Here is a 23642-nt window from a genome sequence, read left to right on the forward strand (position 1 = left end):
ATGGAAACTAAGATGGAAACGGACGTTCCAAGCAGAACCCAGGGAGAAATTTTCCCTCCAAAACCGATCTTATTCGGGGTTTTGAACATAACCAGTGACTCTTTTTCAGATGGGGGAAAATATCTGCGCGAGGACCTGGCATTGGCCAAGGCAAAATCCCTAATAGAAGAAGGTGCAGACGTAATCGATATCGGGGCCCAATCTTCCAATATAAAAGCAGAGCCAATTTCCGAACAGGTTGAATGGGATAGAATGAAAGAGATCATCTCCGAGCTTAAAAAGGAGAAGGTTAAAATTTCTATAGATACATTCCGACCCTATGTCATTCGAAAGGCACTAGAAGCCAGCGTAGATTATATCAATAATATCAGAGGTTTTGTAGATCAGGAAAGTTTGGATTTGCTAAAAGAAACGAAGAATAAGCATACAAAGTATGTGGCAATGTTTTCCCAGGATCATTCTATCAAGGCTTCTGAATTCTCAGATTTAAAACCCGAGACAGTAGTGCCTCTTGCTTTGGAATTTTTTAGGGAAAGAGCAAAATCTTTTGAAACTTTAGGACTGGCGGATCGTTTGATCTTGGATCCAGGTATGGGCTTTTTTCTAAGTCCGGATTATAAGGTAAGTTTTGCAGTTCTTTCTAAAATTACCGAAATCCTTTCTGAGTTTCCGAATCTAATGGTTTCGGTTACTAAAAAATCTTTTTTAGGAAATGCTTTGGGCGGTTTACCTGTAGAAGACAGAATTGTTCCGACTGCGATCTCCGAAACATATCTTTGGTCTAAGGGAGTTCCTATGATCAGAACTCATTCTCCTAAATCTTTTTTATTAGCAATGAAAACTTGGGAGATGTCTCACGGAGTCTATAGTCCATAACGCGGGCTTCAGGAGCGAAGCGACTATAGTCCGTAACGAATTCGATCCATTGCTTCTTTTCCTTCCGGAGTCAAAGTGGGAAAAAATTCTTCTTCGGTAAATTGTAATCCTTTAGATTTCAGTTTTCTAAAATAAGGAAGAAGTGGAGAAACATCAGCCTTAGGATTTTTGGAAAGTAGGGAAAGTTTCCATAATTCTAAAAACACCAAAGATTCTTTTTCGGATTCTGGTGCTTTGTGAAGCCAATCCAATGCTTCCGCATATCTTCTTTTCTCATAATATGCATGAGCAATATAATATTCTAATTCCGGAACTCTTTCTCCAGTTCCGTTCAAGCTCAATCCGAAAACTAAAACATCGTCCCATTTTTCTAAAATATGGGCCATCTTTAACATTAGGCCTCTTGCATTTTTATGGAACGGACTTTGTTGTAGGATTCTCTCCAAATAATAATAACTTTTAGACCATTCTTGTTTGGAGAAAAAATATTCTGCTAATCCTTCCCATGCATATACTTCTTGGCCGGGAATTGTAGAGAGTGCATCTCTAAAGATAACAAGTTCTTCTTCTCTTTGTGTTTCTATTAGAAGGTTTTCGAATTTTTTACGTTCAATTGGAGGTGATTGTTTTAGGAATGTTTGCAAGAATTTTTTAGCTTCCGAAATATCATCCACTAGATAATATAAACGTAATAGATTGAGTGCTGGAATAGGATTATTAGACAGAAGTTTTTGTGAACTCAGAAATTCTTCTTCTGCATCATCGATGAGAGAGAATTTTACGAATAAAATACCCAGATTATTTTTGTCAGGAGCAAGGATCGCTTTTCCCCTATGGGTTTTTGCCTCCCATGGACTTTTTACTGAATCTACCTTCTCCCTTGTATAATCAGTTGAAGGAAGATATAGAAACATAGGATCGTTTTCGATCAGTTCGTTGTTTCTGACTGGATATAAGCAGGAGAAGAATAAAAGGAAGGGTAAAAGAAAAAGATTAACCGGTCTCAGAAGTGGGATTTTCCTGTAGGTTTTTCTGCGCATATAATAGATACTTTAAGGCCCGCTCTGAATCTCCATGAAACAAATACATAAGAGAAAGATCAAGCGCGTCCTGTGCTTCCGGAGCCTCGAAATCCTGAGGACTTTCCTTAGAGAGAGTGAGTTTATTCTTAAATTCATCTAATTTTTTTCGGGTTAAAACTTCTAGATTATCAAAGAATACTTTCTCTTCAGGTTTAGGCTTTTGTTTTGCTTGCTTAATAGAGTCATTGAACTGCACAAATCCTTGAGCGGTTGAAGTTACTTTCTTAAGAGTTTCGAACGATTGTTTATAATTTCCAAGTTTAACATGGATCTCCGTCATCAGGATTTCCATTCTAGGATCATTCGGATTGATCTGGATCGCTATGTTAGCAGCCGCAAAAGCTTGTTCCCATTTTTCAGTATCAAAGTAGATGGTAGCAAGTGCTGCATAAGCTGTTTTATTTTTAGGATCTAATTTGATCGCATTCTTCAGATAAAGTTCGGACTTATCCGGACGATCTAATTGTTTATAACAATAAGCGAGAAGAAGATGAGAGTTTAGATACTTTTTATTCAGCTCAAGTGAACTCTTAAGAGCCTTAACCGCAGCATCTAAACTTCCGAGTCGATACAGCTCCACACCGAGGTTATAATAAAGTTCAGTGGTTTTTCCAAGTTCGAGCGCCTTTTGGTAGGTCTTGATCGCATTCTCAGAGTCACCAGTACGAGAGTAAAGTGCACCAAGGTTTAAGTAGGCTTTTTGGAACTTGGGGTTCATGCCCAAAATTTCAGAATATACCTTGGCCGCCTGGGAGATTTTCCCGTCTTTTTCGAGCTTTAAAGCCTCGTTGAACTTTCGTTTGATATCGGCCTCGGTCATATCCGGAATATCGACTAAATTTCCCCAGAAAACAACCTGAAAAAAACTTCAGGTAAAATGTAAAAACCTCCGAAAATATAACATAGAAAGACAGAGGTCCGAAATGAAACAGATAGCCGCTATCTTCGCGTTGATAACAGTCACAGCTTGCGCTTCTTCAGAAACAAGAAGAAGTATCAGCGCGTCCGGAGATCCTTCCGAAATATTTTTTGAAAAAGAAATCGTTCCAATGGACCAAGAGTCCAAAAGAGATTTGGTTCTGGCTAAGAACTCTTCCGCTTCCAGAGGATTGGATGATCTTCTTGCGGATAATAAACCTGTAAAAGCCACAACCCCTTCCAGACAACAATCAGGTTCCAATGGAGAATTCGACGAGGTCGGATATTCTTCTTGGTACGGTCCTAAATTTCATGGCAAGCCAACTGCGAGCGGAGAAATTTTCGACAAAACAAAACTGACTGCAGCTCACCCAAGCCTTCCATTAGGTTCAGTGGTTCGAGTGAAAAATCTGGAAAACGATAAAGAAGTTTTAGTAAAAGTAAACGACCGTGGACCTTTCGTAAAAGATAGAATCATAGATCTTTCTGAAAAGGCAGCTGAGAATTTAGAATTCAAAGATGTAGGAATTGCAAGAGTTGGTCTTACTGTAGTAAGTAAAGGTGGAGCGGCTGGAGAGTCAGAAGACATGGAAGGTTTGGAAGACGAAGAAGCTCTTCTAAAGGAAAACAAACCGGAAAGATTGACTCCTAAAAAAGCTGTGACCCCGGCTCCATTAGTAAAAGGAGCTCCTAAAGGACAAACTGTCCAAGTAGGGGTTTTTAGAAACAGTAGACTCGCTGAAGACTACAGAAAAAATCTTTCTGCAGAATATGGTGAGAAAGTATATCTTTTCGAAAGAGATGGTATGTTCGTTCTACAGATGGGTGATTTTATGGATCGCGCAAAAGCGGACCTTCTAAAATCCAAATTGAAAGAAGACGGAGTGGATTGTTTTATCCCTAAAAAATAAAACTCTCATTCGGTCTCTGAAAGAAAAAGCCTCCAGTTCGGAGGCTTTTTTATTTAATTCCTATGAGCCCTACAACCTTTGACTTTCATTCTGCTAGCACAAATTGCTTTCGATAGTTGAACGTATCCAGGAAGACATGTGCCTGTTCCTTGGCCACAAGCGGGATCGGCTATTAATAACATTGCAAAACAATTATCATAATCTTTTAGATCTTCTGCGCAAAGATCCTCATGGCTCACTAAAAGTCCACAATCTGAAAATGAATAGAGTAGAATTGCAGAAAAACAAATTAGAAAAATCGCTCTTATTTTCGACTTCATAAACCCTCTACCGCAAAAGCGGCTAACGAATATAGCCCAAAGGATAAGGAAGAAGGTCAGTTTGTCAAAAAAAATCTTTCCTAAATTTAGATCCCACCGCCGTGGATGAACTCGTTTAGTTCATCGTCTTCGTTTTTTGTGGCGGATTTTTTCTCTCTAAGGTTGGATTTTGCGTATAGTTCGTTCACTTCTTTTTGCAAAGTATCTATCTTTTCGACTAGAATAGAGAAAACTCTTGCGACAGGATCAGGAAGTTCTCCGTGATCCAGCATTCTTTCTCCTTCTTTTCCAAAATCAACTTTGGAACGGACTACTTTTCCCGGAACTCCTACAACAGTACAATCTGCAGGGACATCTCTAAGAACTACGGAACCGGCACCGATCCGAACATTATTTTCGATAACGATATTTCCTAAAATTTTTGCTCCGGCCCCAACTACTACATTCTCTTTTAAGGTAGGATGCCTTTTGCCACTTTCCTTACCTGTTCCACCCAATGTGACACCTTGTAGGATCAGACAACCTTTGGCTACTTCCGCAGTTTCTCCTATAACAACACCTTGGCCATGATCTATAAAAATCCCAGGCTCAATTTTTGCTCCCGGGTGAATGTCTATCCCAGTCAAAAATCGTGCGAAAGTATTGATGATTCTAGGAAATAATGGGATTTTGATCTTATATAAAAAGTGAGCCAGGGAGTGGAACCAAAGCGCATGTAAACCCGGATAACATAAAATGACTTCCAAATAGGACTTGGCTGCCGGATCGTTTTTTTTAATTGCTTTGATGTTTTCGAACAAATGTTTATCCCGGTTCTTCTTTGACGGTCGATAGAAGAATAATGTTATCTTTAGTTATGAATAAACCTGAAACCATGTGCCGGTATGTAAAGGAGGAATCATTTTGAGAGAGGACTTGAGTCGGAATCTAAAGGAAAACGGTCTAAAAAATTGAACAGATCGTCTTACGGATGGAACGTACTTCTTTTCGTTCTGACTTTTTTTACCTTAACCTTTCAAGATGATATATTCAGGCTTCCTTATCTAAACTCTGCAACGATCTCTGAAATATTTCGGATCAGAACTCCTTATTCTTTCTCACTTCTTGGAATTCTTTTTTGCCATGAGATGGGGCATTACTTGGCCGCCAGATATTATGGGATCAAATCAACTCTTCCTTATTTTTTGCCAGTTCCATTTTCACCAGTAGGGACAATGGGTGCAGTGATCCGTATCAAGGAACCTATCAGAAATAAAATCCAATTATTCGATATCGGGATTTGGGGACCCGCAATGAGCCTGGTACTTTCTATTCCTTGCATAGTGATCGGATTATATAATTCTCAATTAGTTTCTCTAGCAGAAAGAACCGCTTTGCTACAAGCTCATCCGGAGCTGATGGACATTCATTTTGGAGATAGTATTCTCACTTACCTTTTATCCCAGAAAATTTTAGGACCTTTTGATTCTTCTCTCTTTACTGTGGAATACAATCCTTTGGCATTTGCAGGTTGGGTAGGGCTTTTAATTACTGCGCTAAATCTATTACCTTTCGGTCAATTAGATGGGGGCCATGTTGTTTATTCATTAGCGGGAGAAGGTTATAGAAAGTGGATCTACTATTTGTTTTCTGCATTTCTTTTGCTTTCCCTTTGGAATTATTCGTGGATCTTATGGGGATTGCTCATCTATTATTTTATCAGAGTGGAACATCCTTTTGTCCCGGATGCTTCTTATCCAATTGGTAAATTTAGAAAGATATTTGGTTGGGGTATGTTATTATCCTTCCTGCTTATTTTTCCAATCTCTCCGATCACTGTTGTATCCTCTTCCGGAGCAAAGAGCAGTTTAGGAGAAGATCTCTGGAATATTCTACTCGAAGTATTTTCAAAATGAGAAAACTGATCTTTCAAATTTCCATCCTACTCTTTCTAATCATCTCTATTTCGATCCATTCGCAAGAAGAAGGTGACGTAGACATTCAATTAACCGAAAGTCCTTACGGTCTTTCTTATGACGGAACAAATTTCTGGTTCGCCGATAGCAAAAGAAGAGCGATTATTCGTGTAGATCCAAGCGGTAGACAAGAAGCTTTCAATCTTGGAATTCCATTCATCGCAGGTTTAAATTTCGATCCAAGAGAAGGCAAACTTTTCGTAGCGAGTAAAAGAGTCGTTCTGAAAGTTGAACCGAACACTGGAGGAGTGACAGAAAGGATACAGGTTCCAATAGACAAAATAGGTGGGATTGCGAACTTCCAAAATTACTTATATATCTTGGATTCGGATACGGGAAAGGTTTCCGTTTATGATAAGGGAACTCAAAGTTTTTTTGGCGGCTTCTTAACAGATAGATCTGAACCGAAAGATATTTGCTTTGCAAGAGATAGTCTTTGGATCACCGATTCTTCCGATGGAAACGTGTATCGATATGATCCTACAAGTGGAAAGATAACAGGTTCAATTCGTTCTCCTTCCAAAGATATTAGAGGGATCGCGATCTTAGGAAGCAGGATCTACGTAGTAGATAGAACTACTAGAGAGGTCAAAAAAATCTCCTTTGTAGAAACTGATAGATTCCTTGCTTCCGGTGAAGCTACTTATCTGATCAATGTAAAGATCAAATATTCTTTGGACGAGGCATCTTTAGTCGGTGGAGTCCTTGGACTTCTTCCTCCTCCTACAACAGAACACCAAAGGATCCGAAATCTAAAAACCAAGGACCCTAAATTTAAAGGGGATATGGTGATGGGAGTCCGTGCTCTTTCTAAAAAATTGGGCATTGATGATCCGAAAGGACCCCAGACCTTAGAATATCATTTTGAAGCAAGAACAACTAACGTAAGATATTACGTCCTAGACGATTTTTTAAAGAAGAAGGAAGAAATTCCTACTGATTTAAGCGCATTTACCAAAAATAGGGTTTCAGTAAAAGAGAAGGCTGGGAATTTTTTCTTAGATAAAATTTTCGATGCGAGGTTATTCCGTTCCGATTGGGACAGTTTGAAAAAGTCTCTACTAGATTCGGGTTTGCCTGTCCGACCTGTGAGAAGTTTAGTTTTTTCGGGAAATTCTAATCCTTCTTTCAAGGATACCTTGGATATTTATATTCCGAGTTTTGGTTGGGTTCCTCTGGCCAGTGTAAAACCGGAAAAGATAGAATCTTCTCGTGCTTATCAAAAAGGAGAAGATATGGTAGATCTTTTCCGCAGTGAAGCATGGGCCGCTTTACCTTCTCCTATTCTATTCAAAGCAAAGGATTCCGAAATTTGGAAACCACTTCCAGCGGAGATAGAAGTTACACTTCTTCCTAAAGGTACGGATCTTTCTTCTAACTGAAAGATCTTTGCCGAGTTATAAAATATCTTCTATAAGCAACAATTCCAAGTGTGATCGCTCTTCCTAACATATAGGAAGAGAGAGAAAGCCAGAGAATATGATTGCTGTTTTGTATTTTCCCCAAGTAAGCGATAGGGAAGAAGAATATGATGGAGCTTGCAATCATCGAATTTCGAAGTATTTTACCTTCTGAAATTCCTAAGAAGAAACCATCGAATATGAATGCAAAAGATCCAAAGATCAAAACCGGTGCGATCCAATAACCATATTCTTTTGCGAGAGCTACTACCGGTTTGGATTTGCTAAATAATTCGAACAAGAACCCGGCAGGAAGAAGGATCAAAATACAAAAAAGTAAAGAGATCAGAAACCCTGAAACGATCGCCATTTTTAGGATCTTTCTTAGGCCCTCTAAGTTATTATTCCCTTTTAGATTTCCTGCAACTGTTTCCATTGCAATCGCCGCACCATCTATCCAAAATGCACCGATCAATATCAGTTGGTGAAGAATTGCGTTCGCAGCTAATGTTTCTGATCCCAAACCGGAGCTGTAATTTCTAAATAAACTGAATGTCGTGATAAGAAGTAATGTACGGATCATTATATCCGAATTCAAAGAGAGCAAAGATATATATCCTTTCAGAGAAAAGATCCGTATCTTATGATAAACTTGGAAGAAATGGTCCTTCTCCTTGATTAATAAAACGAGGAAAAATGCACACATTAGATATTGGCTGATGGAAGTTGCAATGCCTGCCCCATAAGCTTTCCAATCTAAGAATAGAATAAACCAAATATTCAGTCCTATATTGACTAGATTTGCAATTACGGTTACTACTAAAACAGTAACACTTTTGGATCTTCCCAAAAACCAACCTGTGAGTACAAAATTACAGAGTGTCGCAGGTGCGCTAATGATCCTGGATTCAAAATATTCCCCACCTGCGGATTTTACTTCTTCGTCCCCTTCTAAAACGGAAAATCCAAATTCTTCTAAGTAAGTTTTAGAAAGTAGGATCAAAACACCAATCCCAAGACCTAGCAGTAAAGATCTTAACAGTATCTGAAAGGATTCTTTATTGTCTTCGTTTCCTTCTGCTTGGGCAGTAAGACCTGTAGTACTCATTCTTAAGAATGAAAATCCCCAAAATAGATAATCAAATAATACATTGGATAGAGCGACTCCCGCTACATAGGTATGTGATTCTAATTGGCCGAGCACTGCAACGTCGGCAAAACTTGTAAGCGGGACTGTTAAGTTTGCGACTATATTATAGAATGTAAGAATGAGAAATTTTTTTTCCAAAAGAAGACTCAGGTGCTCAGTCGTTTTTTATCTTCTATACTTTGGAAAACATTACATGCAACCAGGTCCCCCGTGACATTCACAGTGGTTCTGCACATATCCAAAATACGATCCACTCCCAAAATAATTCCGATCCCTTCTGTAGGAACTCCTACGCCTGCTAAAATAGATGCAAGTATCACGATACCAAGTCCAGGAGTGCTTGGAGTCCCGATTGAAGCTACCACAGTTGCTATGAGTACAAATGTTAGATTGGTCGCTGTTAATTCTATTCCGTATACTTGAGCTAAGAATACAGTGGCTACCGCTTGGTAAAGTGCAGTCCCATCCATATTCACCGTAGCTCCCAAGGGAAGAATGAACTCTGCGATCTTTCGAGAGACACCCATCTTCTCTATTCCTGTTTTTAATGAAAAAGGAAGAACTGCTGCGGAACTGGAAGTGGAGAATGCAAGAAGTTGTACTTCTCCTGCTTGTTTAAAAAACCAAATCGGACTCTTTCTCGTGGCAAGAATCAGTATGATGGAATACATGATCAGCACTAGGACCAAACCGCCTATAACTGTGAGAAAATAAACTCCGAGACTTAATAAAACTTTGAGCCCAATCTTAGCAGTGATCTGAGCGATAAGTCCGAAGACTGCAAATGGTGCGATCTTCATTGCCCATTGTACAAATATCATACTTGTTTTGAATATTGCTTGGAACACCGGAAGAACGTAAGCTGCACTTTGTTGTTCTATAGAAAGAATCGCGATCCCAACTAACAGGGCGAGTAAAACTACTCCTAACATATCCCCGTTCGCGAAGGTTTGGAATGGATTTCTTGGGAGAACTGAAAGTATTAATTCAGGGACCTTCTCCACTGAAACAGTGCCAGAGGATTCGGATACTTTGTTCGGGACCTGCACTCTTGGGATCCCGGCCGGATCTACAAAACTTCCCGGTTTGATCGTACTTGCTAAGATCATTCCGATCGATACGGCTAATATTGTGGTAAATACGAAGTATAAGAATGCTTTTAATCCGAAACTTTTCAGATTATCCAAAGTCTCGCCTGCATGTATTCCCAAAACGATAGAGCAAAATACCAAGGGAATCATGATGATCTGTAACAAGATCAGGAAGAAATGCCCGGGAAGCCCTAACCAAGAAATAACAGGCTTAGAAATTTCTTGGGTAACCAATGAATTTTCAGGACTTAGATATAAACCTGCTAAAAGTCCGGATACCAAACCTAACAAAACTCTAAACCAGAGTTTCTCTAAAGGAAGAAATCTAATAACATTCGGAAGGTTTCGGTTCGAGTCGTCGGACATACTCGACAGAATAGGAGTCGCATTCTTATTTTTCTATTGATTTTTCCCTTTTCAAAATGATAGTGAAGGCTTTAGCCGATTTTTTACCTGTTCTGAAGTTAAATTCCGGAACCGGTAAACTAAAAATAAAAGATTCGGTTTGAAGTCAGTTTCGATTGTCCGGCATCCGGAATTGCTTGCAGGAGTTTATGGGGTTAAATCCGATTTCTTGGGACCTGGTCCTTTTTAATTATTATTCATTTGGAAGTTTATTGGTCACACTGACCACCATATTCCTCGGGATCTTCTTTCTTACCCTAAAGAATAGGACAATAGCTACCACTCATCTTGGAATTGGCTTTATGCTATTAGGTGTATTCGAGACTGGATACTTCTTAGCAGCATTTTTATATCATCCAATCGCAGCATATCACCGTTGGATGACTGGCGGATTCATTCTATTTGCTCTTGCTCACTTCACCCAATTCTTACTAAGGTTTCCTGGAAACAGCAACCAACGTATAGCGAAATGGGTTTTGATGGCTGAACATTCTGTTTCAGTGATCACCGTAAGTTTGTTTGTATACTTCACTTATATTTCAGAGAAGATCTATCACTTCACTGCTCATCATTGGGACTTTAATGCGTTTGATGCCAGCCGTTATCTTGCATTGGTGATTGGAATATTCTCTATCGTGGGTTTTATAATTGTACCTGCATGGAGAGTTGTGATCACCAAGGACAAGAGAAGGATCGCCCTTCTCATGTTCAATATTGGATTTTTGATCGCAGCAATTTATCCGAATATTTCGAATATTCTCAGCCGAGACGGAGTGATGGAACGTTCTACGTACATGACTTCGAACGTAATTTTGTTCTTAACTGCGTTCTCGTTCTTAGTAATCGCATTTATTAATAATAGCGCTGAACGTACTACCTTCATGGTTAAGATCGTTGGGATCACACTCTTTACGATTTGTTTGATCATGCAGGCTTTAGTTTATATCTCCAGCCAAGAAAAAGACGCAGAATACGATAGTTTGCGTATGGTGAATATAGAAAGAGCTCTGGAGAATGGTGTAAAATCCGGAGATATAGAGTACGCCTTCCATTGGGATGATTCCAAGGAAAGTTTAAATTCTTCCGAATATGATCCTAATAAAGAACTAAATCTTAAAGAGATAGAAGCTGACTTACAAAACGTCACTACTTACGAAGAGATCCGTAATCTAAGAGAAGAAGGATTTAGAAAATCCATAAGTTCACTTTTGGACCGAACTCATACTTATTTCGGTGGTTATAAACGTTTCATCCAAAAGTTATTGGAAGATAAAAAAGATCTCTCTGATGCAGAACTCAAAAAACTTATCTTAGAAAGTGCAGAGCAATGGAATAAACGAGCTTTCGTTTCTACGAATAGACTCGAAGCAATTGTAGGAGGATCTTTCTGTAAAAAGGGAAGAGACTTCGTAAATGCTTTAGGAGATTCAGAGTTCGGCTTTAAAGAAGAAATTTTCTCTCATTGGTCAGAAGATTGTCTTTGGGATGGAAAGGATTTAGACCAAGCACAACTTCGTTCTGAAGTTCTAAGATATTTTAGATATTTTAAACCCAGCGAAACCCGCCACTACAGAAGAAGTCAAGATGGAACAGGGCATTATGTTGCCTTTATGAAATTCCAACCTGAAAAAAAACAGATGAGTGAGGTTGGATTCTCTTATAGATTGTATAGAGAATTCATGCACCCGACTGCTGTGAAACAAACCGGGATCTTACTCGCGGTAATCTTTATCGTTCTAGCATTGTTTCCACTCTTCTTCAAAAACAGTTTAGTGGATCCTCTCAATAGTCTTCTTTCCGGGGTGGAAAAGGTAAACAAGGGAGATCTGGACGTAGTGGTTCCAGTCAAGGTCCGAGATGAGATCGGGTTCTTAGCTGACTCATTTAACGCGATGGTGGCTTCTATCAAACAAGCCAGAAGAGAACTACAAGATTATGCAGAAAACCTGGAAGAAAAAGTTCGAGAAAGAACTAGAGAAGTCCAGGAGAAGATGGAAGAAGTCCAACGCCTCAAAGTGCAGCAGGATGGTGACTATTTCTTAACTTCATTATTGGCAAAACCTCTCTTCTATAACGCAAACAAATCCAAATTGGTTTCTACTGATTTTATCATTCGCCAAAAGAAACAATTCGAGTTCAGAGGAAAACATTCCGACCTGGGCGGAGATATCTGTGTAACTGGAAATTTAAGATTAGGACGCCCTGATTCATTCAAACGTTATACAGTTTCCATGAACGGTGATGCAATGGGTAAATCCATGCAGGGTGCGGGTGGTGCGCTGGTAATGGGGGTTGTTATGAACTCCATTCTCGCACGTTCAGCGGCAAACAATAGGATTTTGGATGCAACTCCCGAGCAGTGGTTAACTGAAATTTACGATGAGATCCACGCAGTATTCAAATCGTTCAACGGTTCAATGGTGATCTCCGCTTCTCTCTATTTGATAGAAGATGAAACTGGGGTATGTTGGTATTTTAACGCTGAGCATCCTTACTCCGTATTGTATAGAGATGGAAAGGCAAGTTTTATAGAAGACGGGCTAACTCTCAGAAAATTAGGTCTGGATTCAGAATTCGAATTTAAGGTAAGAAGTTTCCAACTTAAAAAAGGTGATATTATCATCCTTGGCTCGGACGGTAGAGATGATGTGGATCTAACTCCTGAAGAGACGATCCGTACTATTAACGAAGACGAAATGTTGTTTCTCCGGCATGTAGAAACTGCAAAAGCAAATCTGGAAGATATTGAAACCGAGATCCGTAAAACCGGAGAACTCACAGATGACCTTTCTCTTCTCAAGATAGAGTTCCAAGGAGAACCTAAAAGCGACGAGATCGAAGAAATTTTCGAATCTTCTGATCATATCGACAAAGCATTAAATACAGATTCCGTTTATGAAGATGCTAAGAAGATGTATAAAACCGGACGTTTGGACGAGGCATTAGAACTTCTGAAAACAGGCTATATGCATGATAGCGCCAACCAAAGATTGAATAAACTTTTGGGACTTCTCAGCTTTAAAGGTAAAGATTATAATACTGCTGTAGAAGTTTTGAATAACTATCTTGGAACAGATCCAGATCTTCATGAGTATTGGTTCTATCTTTCTATTGCAAACAAGAAGATGGGCAAGTATGACCAAGCTTTGACTGCGAGTTTGAAACTTTTGGAAATCGATCCTAATAATATTTCCAATACGATCAATCTATCTGATATCTATCGTTTGATGGAAATGTATGATAGAGCAGAAGAATATGCTCGTAAAGTATTACAAAAAGAACCAGGGAACGAAAACGCTCATAAACTGATCCGTTTGATAGAGAGAGATCGTTGACAGGCGGTTTCTTTCTTAAGTTCTCTTTATGGATGCGGATGGGAATACTTTCCGCATTTTTAATTTCTGTTCTTCCTATTTTTTCTCAGAATAAGAAGTCCCCTAAAACAAACGAATCAAACTTCTCCTTTAGATTAAAAGGAGGAGAGATTAGATTAGCAGTTCGAAATGAAACTGAACTGAAAGAATGGGACAAATACGCTTTTGAGAAAACAAAAAAGATATTAGACGCTTATGAATCTTATTTGGGGATCCCATTTCATCAGGCGTCTTCTCCAATATTCAAATCTATACCCTCTTCTGAAAAAGATAAGATACGATTGGTCTTAAAAGACACTGTGTTTCTAAATGGAGCAAGAGTAGGCGGATACAATAATGTATCCGGAGAATTAGGAAAAGAACTCGGGATATTTATGGAATTGGGCCTAGTCCCTCCCGGTTATCCTGCATTGTTATTACATGAGTTGGGACATTATTATTTTACTGAACCTTCATGGTTAAGCGAAGGAATCGTTTCATATTTGCCTTATCTTTTGTCCAAAAGAGGTTATCTGAAACTGGATGCGGATGAGCTCCAATCAGTAACGGAAGAATGGGGTCTTGCAGAAGTGATCCCCAAAAACGATCCTCCTCTTTCTAAGGATTTTCATCTTACTAATCCTTCTTTGGGGCCTTGGTTCTACTCCAAGTCAGTGCGTACTCAATTTATCATTCATAAAGAATTGGGGTACGAAGGGTATAAATCATTCCTGAAACAGGTTGCTTCTTCTGAAATGTTGAACACAGAACTAGTTTTCAAGATTTTGAATAAGGTTCAGAGAAAAGATTGGAATAAGATCCTACAAGGTTGGGTAGAAGCAGGACCTTACAGCGTTTATACTCCCAACTCTTTTATGAAAATCCAAGACATAGAAAAACTTTAAGCTTGATTTTTATATTGCATTCGTTATACAAAACAGTGAATTCTAGACGAATTTCTTTTTTGATTTGATCTGATCGGTTCCGGCTTTAATATAATCCATTTATAAGAGCCTGTCCAAGGGACCAAGCTCTTGAAACCCGGGTGCTCGGGTTATAGTCCCGAATTCGATTCCTTATTGGTTGCATGGAAATTTCTTCAATCTTACAAAACGATGTTCTGCTGAACTATTATTCTTTCGGAAGTTTGCTATCGATTTTAGCGTTTCTATGTACTTCCTTATTCTTCCTCTTCTTGAAAGAAAAATCTTCAAGTACGATGCATCTCGCATTAGGCGCTTTGTTTTTTTCCTTCTTCTGTGCCGGATATTTTTTCGCAGCATTTTTGTATAACCCGATGGCGGCTTATCATAGATGGTTGACCGTCGGATTTATTCTTCCAGCCCTCATTCACTTAGGTCAGTTCTTGGCACGTTATCCGGGACATGCAAATCCCAAAATGAACCGGAATCTTCTGATTGGTATGTATACAGTTGGAGCAATAGGGATTTCCTATTTTTATTATATTACTCTTAGCTCTCCTAGAAAGTATCACTTCACTGCCCACCATTGGGATTTTAATGCTGAAAAGGCTTCTTCTATAATTGCGGTTTTGATCGGGCTATTCGTTCTGATCTCATTCTTGATCCTTCCTATCTATAGGATGACCAAAACTAAGGGAAGGGTTCGATTTGCAATCGGCGGTTTTATGGCAGCACTACTTGCGGGTGGTGTGGTTCCTGCACTTACGAACATTCTCAGCCGAGACGGATGGATTGAACGTTCCACTTATTTAACTTCTATCGTTCTTTTAATGACACTCGGGATTTTTTTGATCCTGGTAATCTTCTTAAACTTCAGTGAAGAAAAAACCACTTTCATGGTCAAGATTGTAGGGATTACATTTGTGACATTGATGTTGATCATGCAAGCCTTGGTTTTCATCTCCAATCAAGATAAAGAAGCTGAGTATGATACCAAAAGTATCGTGAACATGTCTAGAGCTCTCGAGGGTGGAAAGCAGATCCCTGAGATGTTGTATATCGTTCAGTGGGAAGGCGGATCCAAGAATGTGGATTATTCTCGTTATGATAATCAATATGATCTGAGACTTCCTCAATTAGAGATAGACTTTAAGAATACGATTATCTTTGAGCATATGAAACTTTTAGCAGAAGAAGGTTTTAGAAGCTCAGTTAAAAAAACTCTTAAAGATACTCACGAATATTTCAGCGGATACAGAGCTGCAATCCTGAAGTTTTTGGATGATAATCCGAATCTGGAAGGAAATGAATTAAAAACAAAATTATTCGATCATCTCATTACTTTAAATACAGCAGTCTTCGTAACTTCTAACAAACTGGATTATATTTTTCCGAAAGAATTCTGCGTGGATGGTAGAAATTATCTGAAAGGTGTCGGAAACAAAGGAGTTATTCCGTTCAAGGAACATCTTCTTCAAAAATGGAAGGAGAAGGACGCAACTTGCACCTTTGACGAAAAGGACCTACTGATAGGACATCTAAAGGCAGAAGTACTTTTATATTTCCGTCCATTCCAACCTGCATTGTATCGCCATTACAGAAAAAGTTTAGATGAACACCAACATTTCGTAACTTATATTCATTACGATGTGAATAAGGATGTAGTCAGCGAAGTAGGTTATTCTTACCGCAAGTATAGGGAATTTATGCACCCGACTGCAGCAAAACAAACTCTGATCTTGGGTTTGGTTTTGGTCGTAGTATTCTTCGTATTCCCATTATTCTTCCGCCAAAGTTTGGTGACTCCGCTCAATAGATTACTCTCCGGGGTGGAAAAAGTAAACTTAGGTGCCTTAGATGTTGAAGTGAAGGTAGACTTAAAAGATGAGATCGGATTTTTATCCGACTCATTCAATAGTATGGTAACTTCTATACGTAAAGCGAGGGGAGAACTCCAAGATTACGCGGAACATTTGGCAACTAAGGTTAGAGAAAGAACTAGAGAACTTTCTGAAAAGATGGAGGAACTCCAACGTCTTAAGGTGCAGCAAGATGGAGATTACTTCCTAACTTCTCTATTGGCAAAACCTCTTTTTTATAATGCGAACAAATCTCCAAGGGTAAGTACTGATTTTATTCTTCGCCAAAAGAAAAAATTTGAGTTCAAAGGTAAACATGCGGATTTGGGTGGAGACCTTTGTGTAACCGGAAATCTTCGTCTTGGAAAAGAGAACGATTATAAACGTTATACTTTCGCGATGAACGGAGATGCGATGGGTAAGTCCATGCAAGGCGCCGGGGGCTCTCTCGTGATGGGGGTTGTGGTTAACTCTATTCTTGCAAGATCCGCAGCGAATGATCGAGTTTTAGATACTACTCCTTCCGAATTTTTAACTGAAATTTATAAAGAGATGCAATCCGTTTTCAAATCATTCAACGGATCTATGGTGATCTCAGGAACCTTTGTCGTAATAGAAGACGATACAGGTAAATTTTGGTATTTCAATGCAGAGCACCCTTTCTCCGTAATGTATAGAGATGGAAGAGCAGGTTTCTTGGAAACAGGACTTACTCTTAGAAAGATTGGATTGGATTCTGAATACGAATTTAAAGTCCATTCCGGAAGATTAGAACCCGGTGATATTTTGATCGTTGGTTCTGACGGTAAGGACGACTTAGATCTCACTCCTGAAAAAGAAGTACGCACTATCAATGAAGATGAGATGCTATTCTTACAAATGGTGGAAAAAGGACAAGGTGATCTGGAGAGAATCGAAGAAGAAGTCCTAAAAGTTGGAGAGTTAACTGACGACCTTTCCCTTCTTAGAATTGAGTATTCTCCTGTCGCCTCCGCAGAGACAAATGGAAAAGAAGATGAGATCTCAGACCCATTCGATTGGAAATTTATCTATAAAAAAGCCAAAGAAGATTATATGGGTGGCCGCTTGAGTGAGGCACTTGGTGCGCTTGAAGGTTTATACAAATCAGATCCCCAAAATACAAAGGTAACCAAACTACTTGGACTTCTAAGCTTTAAAGGTAAAAATTACGGAAAAGCAGTAGAAGTTCTGAACAAGTATCTGGGATCAGACCCTGACTTAGTAGAATACTGGTATTATCTTTCTTTGGCGAATCGCAGGATCGGAAGAATGGATGAAGCCATCTTGGCTGCAAAAAGAATGGAGGAACTCCAACCGGATAACCCCATGAACTTGATCAATCTTTCCGACTTATATCGTCAGACGGAACAATTCGAATTAGCTTTAGAATATGCTCGTTTAGCTCTGGAGAAGGACCCGGAAGACGAGAACGCTCAGAAATTAGTAAGATTGATCGAAAGAGATAGAAAAGCTTCTTGATAGAAGTTTAATATTTTCCGCTCTCGAAATCCTTATAAAGCATAGAGGTTTGGATACCTTTATTGCCTTGGTATTTGCCTGATTTGTATTCCGTGATCTCACCTTCTACAGTGTGATAGAAGATCTGGCATATTTCCACATTCGGATAGATGACTAAAGGTTGGATGACTGAAATTTCGAGAGTCCAGAATCCTTTGAATCCTACGTCTCCGAACCCCGCGGTCACGTGCACATACATTCCTAATCTTCCGATGGAGGAACGACCTTCTAACATAGGTACTAGGTTATGTGTTTCAGTGTATTCTAAGGTTCTACCTAGATATAAAACTCCTGGTTGTAAGAGCAGTCCTGAATCAGGTATGATCAGGTTTTCGGAAGGATTGGATTTTTTCATATCTAACGGGCTCTCTGTATAACGAACCAATTCGTTATGAAGCCTTAGATTATAAGAGTTCGGATTTAATCTATTGTCGGAGTAAGGATCTATAATGATGTCCTTCTCTAATCTTTTTTTAATTTCCTTGCCCGTTAGAATCATTCGTATTCCAGCTTCCTTGTTTTGCCTATTTTCGGGTCGGCCTTGTCTCTCGCCTCCCTTTTTCGGAATTCTATTTTCCTTTAAATTCCGGTTTTCTTTTTTCTCGGAAAGCCTTTAAGGCTTCTATCCTATCCTCTGTTTTTAACGTTTTATTATAATGTTTCCTTTCTATCTTTAAGGCAGTTTGTATATCTTTTCCTTCTCCTTCTCTAATTGCTTCTTTAGCGAGCTTCAAAGAGATGGGAGCTTTTTCGGAAAGTAAGGACGCCAATTTTTTTCCGGCCATAAATGCTGAATCATGCCATACCGAATTTGCAAGTTGTATATCTAATGCGGTTTGCGCATCTATTACGGAAGCGGTTAAGATAAGTTCTAATGCTTTTGTTTTTCCTACTCTACGTGGAAGCCTTTGAGTTCCACCTGCACCAGGAATAATACCAAGTCCAGTTTCGGTAAGACCAACTTTTGCTTCTGCGCTCATCAGAATAAAATCGCAGCAGAGAGCCATTTCTAATCCACCACCATACGCATCTCCATCCAAGGCAGCGATTGTTGGGAAGGGAAGATTTTCCAAAGCGAGAAAACATTTGCCTACTTCGTCTAGAAATTTATGTACTTCTTTCTCCGACATATCCGCTCTTTCTTTCAGGTCGGCGCCCGCGCAGAATACGGAACCTTCTCCCCTGAGTACTAGAGCGCGGATTTTAGGGTCCTTGCTTGCTCTTTCTATATGAGACATAAGTTGATAGAGTAATTCTTTAGAAATTGCGTTTCGTTTTTCGGGTCGATTTAAACTGATTATGCACGTATAATCTTCGATGGAATAAAGAACAGTCTCGCTCATGTTTGCCTTCTAAAAAATCTTTCCCGGATAGCCTGAATCTTTCCGATAATTGGGTAGATTCTGCGGTTTTTTAAAAACGGCAAGCAAAAGCGTTACGTGCGAATGGTTCTAGGTTAAAGAAAAAATGCGATTTCAGATTCAGATCTTAGCTATTATTTTATCTCTATTTATATTTGGACTTGCTTGTTCTAATAGCAAGGACTCGGACCTTGCCAGTCAATTAGGTTTGGGGAATCCGGTGATCACAGAGATTGATCCTCCTAGTGGATCCCCTCCAATTGGAACAACAGTAGGAACAACGGTCACAATTAAGGGCCGTTTATTCTCTCCTAGTACAAGCTTAACAACTGTAAAATTCAATGGGGTTTCGGCGAGTGTTCTGAGTGCAACTAGCACGGAGATCGTCACTGTAGTTCCTGCTGGAGCTTCTAGCGGAACATTATTTGTGACTAAGGAAGGACCGGTTATCTGTGATGAGAATAACGGAGATACGGCTACTAACTGCTACGGCAGGAAATTCTACATAGATTGTTATAAGTCTTTCGACAATCTGTATGGTGAAGAATTAGGAGTTACTTACCCTGATTCTAAAACTTTTGCAATTTCAGGTCAGACAGGAACGAAAGCACTAAGGATCGATTTGAACCCGGACGGGCCAACCAATGTTAAGATCGCCTGCGAAACCTATCTAATCTATTCTAAGTTTTCCAAGACCTGTACCCGGACGGATGTTGGAACTTTTTCAGATACAAATACCTGGGTTTTTGAACCTACGTTGACCTTCTCCAGCTATTATACGGTCCAGATGTTCGTTACTACAGGAAAGGGGAACTGTACAGTGTCTTTTCCCTAATTTTTAGGGTAAAAAAATACTTGGTTTATTAATCGATTTAGATTAGGATCGGAATGGAGGGATTACTGAATGTCAACAATAACCTCTATATATCTCGGACTCGCTGAAAAGGCTTCTTCTGATCCACGTAAAATGCCTAAGGTGGAAGGAATTCCTAATAAGCCTTATGAAAATAAACAGGCTGAAGTTTTTGACCAAAAAGCAATGAATCCCAGTTATGCGGGCGATATTTATAAAACTAAGGGAGCATTTGTAGACAAGATCTCCTAACTTCTTTTGGCCCGATTTGTCTAAACCCAATAAAAAAGCCCTCAACTGAGGGCTTTTTTTTATTAAGGCCGTTTGTTTAGGTCTTAATCTTCTTTGTAATTGATCTCTAAAATATTACCGGACGGATCCAAGAAATGAAGGAACTCTCCCCCGTCTCTGGTTTCTGGTCCTCTTACGATTTGAACTGACTTAGACTCGAGTTCTACGATCGCTTCGGTAAAATCATCCACATCCAATACGAAACTGAGGACAGGGGATTTAACTTCGGTTAAAGAACTTTTAACTCCGTTGGTATTGAGGAGTTTAATGTTCACGGAATCCAAACCGATGATTGCGAATTCGTTTCCTTTTTCCTCGATCGTCTCGAAATCAAATAGTTCGGAATAGAATTTTACAGAGGCTTCTATATCCCCGGTAGGTATTACAATATAATCGATTCCTTCTACGATGATCATTGAGGTAGATCCTGTTTTCCTTTTTCGTCATTATGAGATGAAAACCGGGCTTGTCTATCGGAAAACCGTAAGATACTCGATTTTCAAGTCGGATGGACTTTATGAGCCTAAATTTCGGAGGCCTATAAAGCCTTCCAGCTCTGAGTTGTTTTTTCCTCCCTTCCAAAGGAACCCATCCAAGATATAATGAGTAAATTGGGGAAGAAAGAAGATAGGCACTAAGATTCCCTCAAGGCCCAGTCCTAGTTCTGCTTTTATTACGGAAGAGTTTCCGAATAGATACGGATGTTCCCGCCATACAAAACTATCCCAAAGCCATTCTTCAGAAAATGCGAATGCCAATAATACTAATGAGAAGCTTAGAATGGCCAATGCTCCGTTACGAAAGCTATTATAGAAGAAGGATGAAAGCTGTTTCTTTCTGAAATTGGAATATGCGAATACCAGGGCCATATAGGGAATCCCATGGTTGATCACGTTCGTTAGAGTAAATGCAAAATCATTATTTAATAATATTATACCTACATACCACACAGAAGCCGTGTTTAATAAGAGTAGAAGTTTTCCGACACTAACCCTTCTTCTTTTAAGAAGAAGGTAGACTTGGCTTAAAGAGTATACTATCACTGAGACCCAAAATAGTATATGGATGAAATTCGAAATAGAATGATTTGGATATTGATAAAAATCACCTTCTATAAACCATTCGAAATGCCTTCCTCCTGGAACTATATGCCAATATAAAATAGGTAAGCCGGTCACCATATACAAGCAGATCTTATCTAATAAAAAAGGGATCTTGCTTTCAGTTTTAGGTTCAGTCCTCGTATACAAACTTAGGAAACCATATTGTTGTCTGATAAAATGAAATACTGCAAGATAAGCCATCGCCCCCCAAAAAAATAATTTTCCGAATGAGTAAAGGATCAGAGCTATTATAAAACATAGAAATGGAACTAAACTTAGAAGAACTTTTTTTCGATTCCAAACTTCTTTATCGAAGTAGGCTCTAAACAAAGTAGAATAAACATGAGAAACATCTATACCTGGAATAAGAAGTAACCAAAGCCAAGGAGGCAGAGCGTTACCACTTGTTCTAGAGGATCCCAGGGAAGAAGGTTCCGGAAATCCAAAGTAACTCGCGAGAAGTACTATAATTACGGAAATAAGTCCTGGCGCAATAAACCAAGTGAGATCGAATCTTTTAGAAATGATCCATGGGCTACTAAGGGGTTTCTTCTCTTCCATTAACTTCTCTTGGCTAAGGTTTGGACTTTTTTAGAAGCTTCGAATCCTCTATACAAAGCTTCTTCGAAAATGGAGATACCGCTTAGATCACAATGAGCGAAATGAATTCCTGATCCTGATTTTGCCAGTTCTTCTCTTTCTCCTCCCCAAAGAAAACCCGGAACAGGGCGTATCATTGCGTGTGCATGAGTCATGATATCGATACGTGAAACCAAACTTTCTATATTTGGATGGGGTCTTTTCAGATCGGAGAGCATCTCTTCTTTCCAACTTTCCCAGGTTTTAGGGAGAATGGATCTTCTTGAAGCAAGAGTATCCTTTTCTCCAAAGGCAAGATAATAAGTAAGAACGGATTGGGGTCTGAGTGCCCTCAAATCTTGGTGAGTGGATATAACATAGCCGAGAGATTTACTTTTATAAATTACATTCTCCCAAGCAGGCGGATGGCCTTTCCCTTGAGGAAGTTCATCCACGAATAGATTTGCAACCAACCATGGAGAATATTCTAATTTATTCAGGAATGGGTCCTTCTCTCCTAAAATATATCTTCTGGTGAAAGAAGGTAAAGAGTAAATTACCTGTTCGGCTTGGATGAGAATATCTTTCTTTTCTTTCACATCATAAGCGTTAATTTCCCAGGTTCGGGAGTTTTTACGAATTCTTTCTACGAGTGTAGAAGTCCTGATTTTATCTTTAGAGGGGTTTCGTAAGAGCTCCAACAGGAATCCGTTTCCTTCCGGCCAGGTCAGAACTGGAGGAGAATCCTCATCTTCTCTCAAACGAGAACAGAAATAGTGAAGTCCCGCCCAAGCAGAGATATTGTCGGAATTCCCACCATAATCATCCCGAGTGCAATAGTCAGCATACCATAAGATCTCAGGTGATTGTATTCCTAACGATTTTATATACTCTGAAAAAGTGATTCGATCTAATTTTAAGATTTCAGGATCTCTGGAAGAATGATCTATCGGAATGCAAAATGCTTTTTGTCCGTCTCTTCCTCGCTTGTTTTGCCAAGAGTTTATAATTTTACGAAATAATAATTCTTGGGCATCAGGTTCTCCACTTCTTCTCGGAATTAAACCTGCTTGCCATCTTCCTTGGTAAAAAAGTCTTTCTTCCGGATCGAAACATAGATACTTTTCCGGATAGATTGGATTTCCGCTCGAGTCTTTGCCTTGGACGAGTCCATTCTCTTCTAAAAATTTACGAACCAATACTGACTCGGGCCCTGGTTGAGGAAGATAATGCGCACCCCAAGGATATTTTAAGGAATTTGTTTCCGAGTATCTGGAATTTCCTCCAATATCCTTCTCCAGATCTAAGATCAAGTAATCTGAGATCCCGAATTGGGATAGGTAGTATCCTGAGGAAAGTCCTGAGATCCCTCCTCCTGCGATAAGCACCTTTGTTTTGATTGTGCTCGTCGGAGAAAAGTCTGTTCTTACTTGCCTGAGTCTATGACCAGTTTCTTTATCCGGACCTAAGATACTTCCTTGTATCTTTCTTTTTCGAAATCTGAAATAGGAACCGATCCCTAAGAGGGCCGCGCAAAATATTAATGCGGAAAGGAATACTTTTCTGGAAAAACGATCTTCAGACATAAACGAACGGATTGCAGATTAGTTTTGAGGGAAGAAGAAGCAAGGAAAAAGAAATTTCCTGAGCATTTTCCAAAACTCTCCTTGGCT

The 23642-nt window shown here is 39.3% G+C and carries 20 protein-coding genes; 9 read left to right on the plus strand and 11 right to left on the minus strand.

Features of this window, described 5'->3' with window-relative positions:
• Positions 1–12: 12 nt before the first annotated feature.
• Positions 13–876 carry a dihydropteroate synthase gene (folP, locus tag CH377_RS03335; RefSeq protein ID WP_423789904.1) on the plus strand — a complete coding sequence of 288 codons (864 nt, stop codon included), beginning with the start codon at positions 13–15 and terminating at the stop codon, positions 874–876.
• A gap of 23 nt (positions 877–899) precedes the next feature.
• On the opposite strand, the gene CH377_RS03340 is transcribed toward folP, so the two are convergent.
• Together CH377_RS03340 and CH377_RS03345 are read right to left on the minus strand one after the other, a co-directional pair.
• Positions 900–1790, minus strand: coding sequence for a tetratricopeptide repeat protein (locus tag CH377_RS03340; protein WP_243401944.1), 891 nt, complete (start codon positions 1788–1790; stop codon positions 900–902).
• 79 nt (positions 1791–1869) lie between these two features.
• Positions 1870–2778 carry a tetratricopeptide repeat protein gene (locus CH377_RS03345; RefSeq protein ID WP_100722392.1) on the minus strand — a complete coding sequence of 303 codons (909 nt, stop codon included), beginning with the start codon at positions 2776–2778 and terminating at the stop codon, positions 1870–1872.
• Between the two features lie 103 nt (positions 2779–2881).
• Here CH377_RS03345 and mpl36 point away from each other — a divergent pair, with 103 nt between their 5' ends.
• Entirely contained in the window at positions 2882–3787 is a 906-nt protein-coding gene (mpl36, locus tag CH377_RS03350) for an RlpA family plasminogen-binding lipoprotein MPL36 (RefSeq protein WP_100722393.1), read from the plus strand.
• A 53-nt stretch (positions 3788–3840) separates the two neighbouring features.
• On the opposite strand, the gene CH377_RS03355 is transcribed toward mpl36, so the two are convergent.
• The gene (locus CH377_RS03355) at positions 3841–4107 is read right to left on the minus strand and encodes a hypothetical protein (protein WP_100722394.1); all 267 of its coding nucleotides are present in this window, start codon (positions 4105–4107) and stop codon (positions 3841–3843) included.
• A gap of 86 nt (positions 4108–4193) precedes the next feature.
• Positions 4194–4907, minus strand: coding sequence for a serine O-acetyltransferase (gene cysE, locus CH377_RS03360; RefSeq protein WP_100722395.1), 714 nt, complete (start codon positions 4905–4907; stop codon positions 4194–4196).
• Positions 4908–5057: 150 nt separating this feature from the next.
• Here cysE and CH377_RS03365 point away from each other — a divergent pair, with 150 nt between their 5' ends.
• Positions 5058–6002, plus strand: a complete 945-nt coding sequence (locus CH377_RS03365) for a site-2 protease family protein (RefSeq protein ID WP_100722396.1) — start codon at positions 5058–5060, stop codon at positions 6000–6002.
• The gene (locus CH377_RS03370) at positions 5999–7444 is read left to right on the plus strand and encodes a Vgb family protein (protein ID WP_100722397.1); all 1446 of its coding nucleotides are present in this window, start codon (positions 5999–6001) and stop codon (positions 7442–7444) included. The genes CH377_RS03365 and CH377_RS03370 overlap by 4 nt, the downstream gene beginning before the upstream one ends.
• Here the strand turns inward: CH377_RS03370 and CH377_RS03375 are convergent.
• Positions 7437–8762 (minus strand): MATE family efflux transporter, encoded by a 1326-nt coding sequence (locus CH377_RS03375; protein ID WP_100722398.1) that lies wholly within the window; start codon positions 8760–8762, stop codon positions 7437–7439. The genes CH377_RS03370 and CH377_RS03375 overlap by 8 nt on opposite strands.
• Complete coding sequence (locus CH377_RS03380) at positions 8759–10069, minus strand: dicarboxylate/amino acid:cation symporter (RefSeq protein WP_100722399.1); 1311 nt, start codon at positions 10067–10069, stop codon at positions 8759–8761. Before CH377_RS03380 ends, CH377_RS03375 begins: the two co-directional genes overlap by 4 nt.
• A 188-nt stretch (positions 10070–10257) precedes the next feature.
• Here CH377_RS03380 and CH377_RS03385 point away from each other — a divergent pair, with 188 nt between their 5' ends.
• The 3 genes from CH377_RS03385 to CH377_RS03395 all read left to right on the plus strand — a co-directional run bounded on the left by CH377_RS03385 (position 10258) and on the right by CH377_RS03395 (position 17743).
• Positions 10258–13443: a SpoIIE family protein phosphatase gene (locus tag CH377_RS03385; RefSeq protein ID WP_100722400.1), complete on the plus strand. Its 3186-nt coding sequence runs from the start codon at positions 10258–10260 to the stop codon at positions 13441–13443.
• Between the two features lie 38 nt (positions 13444–13481).
• Positions 13482–14366 (plus strand): M1 aminopeptidase family protein, encoded by an 885-nt coding sequence (locus CH377_RS03390; RefSeq protein ID WP_243401945.1) that lies wholly within the window; start codon positions 13482–13484, stop codon positions 14364–14366.
• A gap of 182 nt (positions 14367–14548) precedes the next feature.
• The gene (locus CH377_RS03395) at positions 14549–17743 is read left to right on the plus strand and encodes a SpoIIE family protein phosphatase (RefSeq protein WP_100722401.1); all 3195 of its coding nucleotides are present in this window, start codon (positions 14549–14551) and stop codon (positions 17741–17743) included.
• A 7-nt stretch (positions 17744–17750) separates the two neighbouring features.
• On the opposite strand, the gene dcd is transcribed toward CH377_RS03395, so the two are convergent.
• The gene (gene dcd / locus CH377_RS03400; RefSeq protein ID WP_100722402.1) at positions 17751–18281 is read right to left on the minus strand and encodes a dCTP deaminase; all 531 of its coding nucleotides are present in this window, start codon (positions 18279–18281) and stop codon (positions 17751–17753) included.
• A 70-nt stretch (positions 18282–18351) separates the two neighbouring features.
• Entirely contained in the window at positions 18352–19125 is a 774-nt protein-coding gene (locus CH377_RS03405) for an enoyl-CoA hydratase/isomerase family protein (protein WP_100722403.1), read from the minus strand.
• 124 nt (positions 19126–19249) lie between these two features.
• Between CH377_RS03405 and CH377_RS03410 the strand changes: the two genes are divergently transcribed.
• A complete protein-coding gene (locus tag CH377_RS03410) occupies positions 19250–19978 on the plus strand; it encodes an LIC10067 family putative lipoprotein (protein ID WP_100722404.1) in 729 nt (242 codons plus the stop codon).
• Between the two features lie 69 nt (positions 19979–20047).
• Complete coding sequence (locus CH377_RS03415; protein WP_100708607.1) at positions 20048–20248, plus strand: hypothetical protein; 201 nt, start codon at positions 20048–20050, stop codon at positions 20246–20248.
• An 83-nt stretch (positions 20249–20331) separates the two neighbouring features.
• Here CH377_RS03415 and CH377_RS03420 read toward each other — a convergent pair whose 3' ends face one another.
• From CH377_RS03420 to CH377_RS03430, 3 genes are all read right to left on the minus strand, one after another.
• A complete protein-coding gene (locus CH377_RS03420; RefSeq protein ID WP_100708606.1) occupies positions 20332–20703 on the minus strand; it encodes a VOC family protein in 372 nt (123 codons plus the stop codon).
• Between the two features lie 99 nt (positions 20704–20802).
• Positions 20803–21951, minus strand: coding sequence for a hypothetical protein (locus CH377_RS03425; protein ID WP_100722405.1), 1149 nt, complete (start codon positions 21949–21951; stop codon positions 20803–20805).
• The gene (locus CH377_RS03430; RefSeq protein ID WP_100722406.1) at positions 21951–23555 is read right to left on the minus strand and encodes an NAD(P)-binding protein; all 1605 of its coding nucleotides are present in this window, start codon (positions 23553–23555) and stop codon (positions 21951–21953) included. Before CH377_RS03430 ends, CH377_RS03425 begins: the two co-directional genes overlap by 1 nt.
• Positions 23556–23642: the final 87 nt, after the last annotated feature.

This window comes from Leptospira haakeii (assembly GCF_002812045.1).
Lineage (GTDB): Bacteria > Spirochaetota > Leptospiria > Leptospirales > Leptospiraceae > Leptospira_B > Leptospira_B haakeii.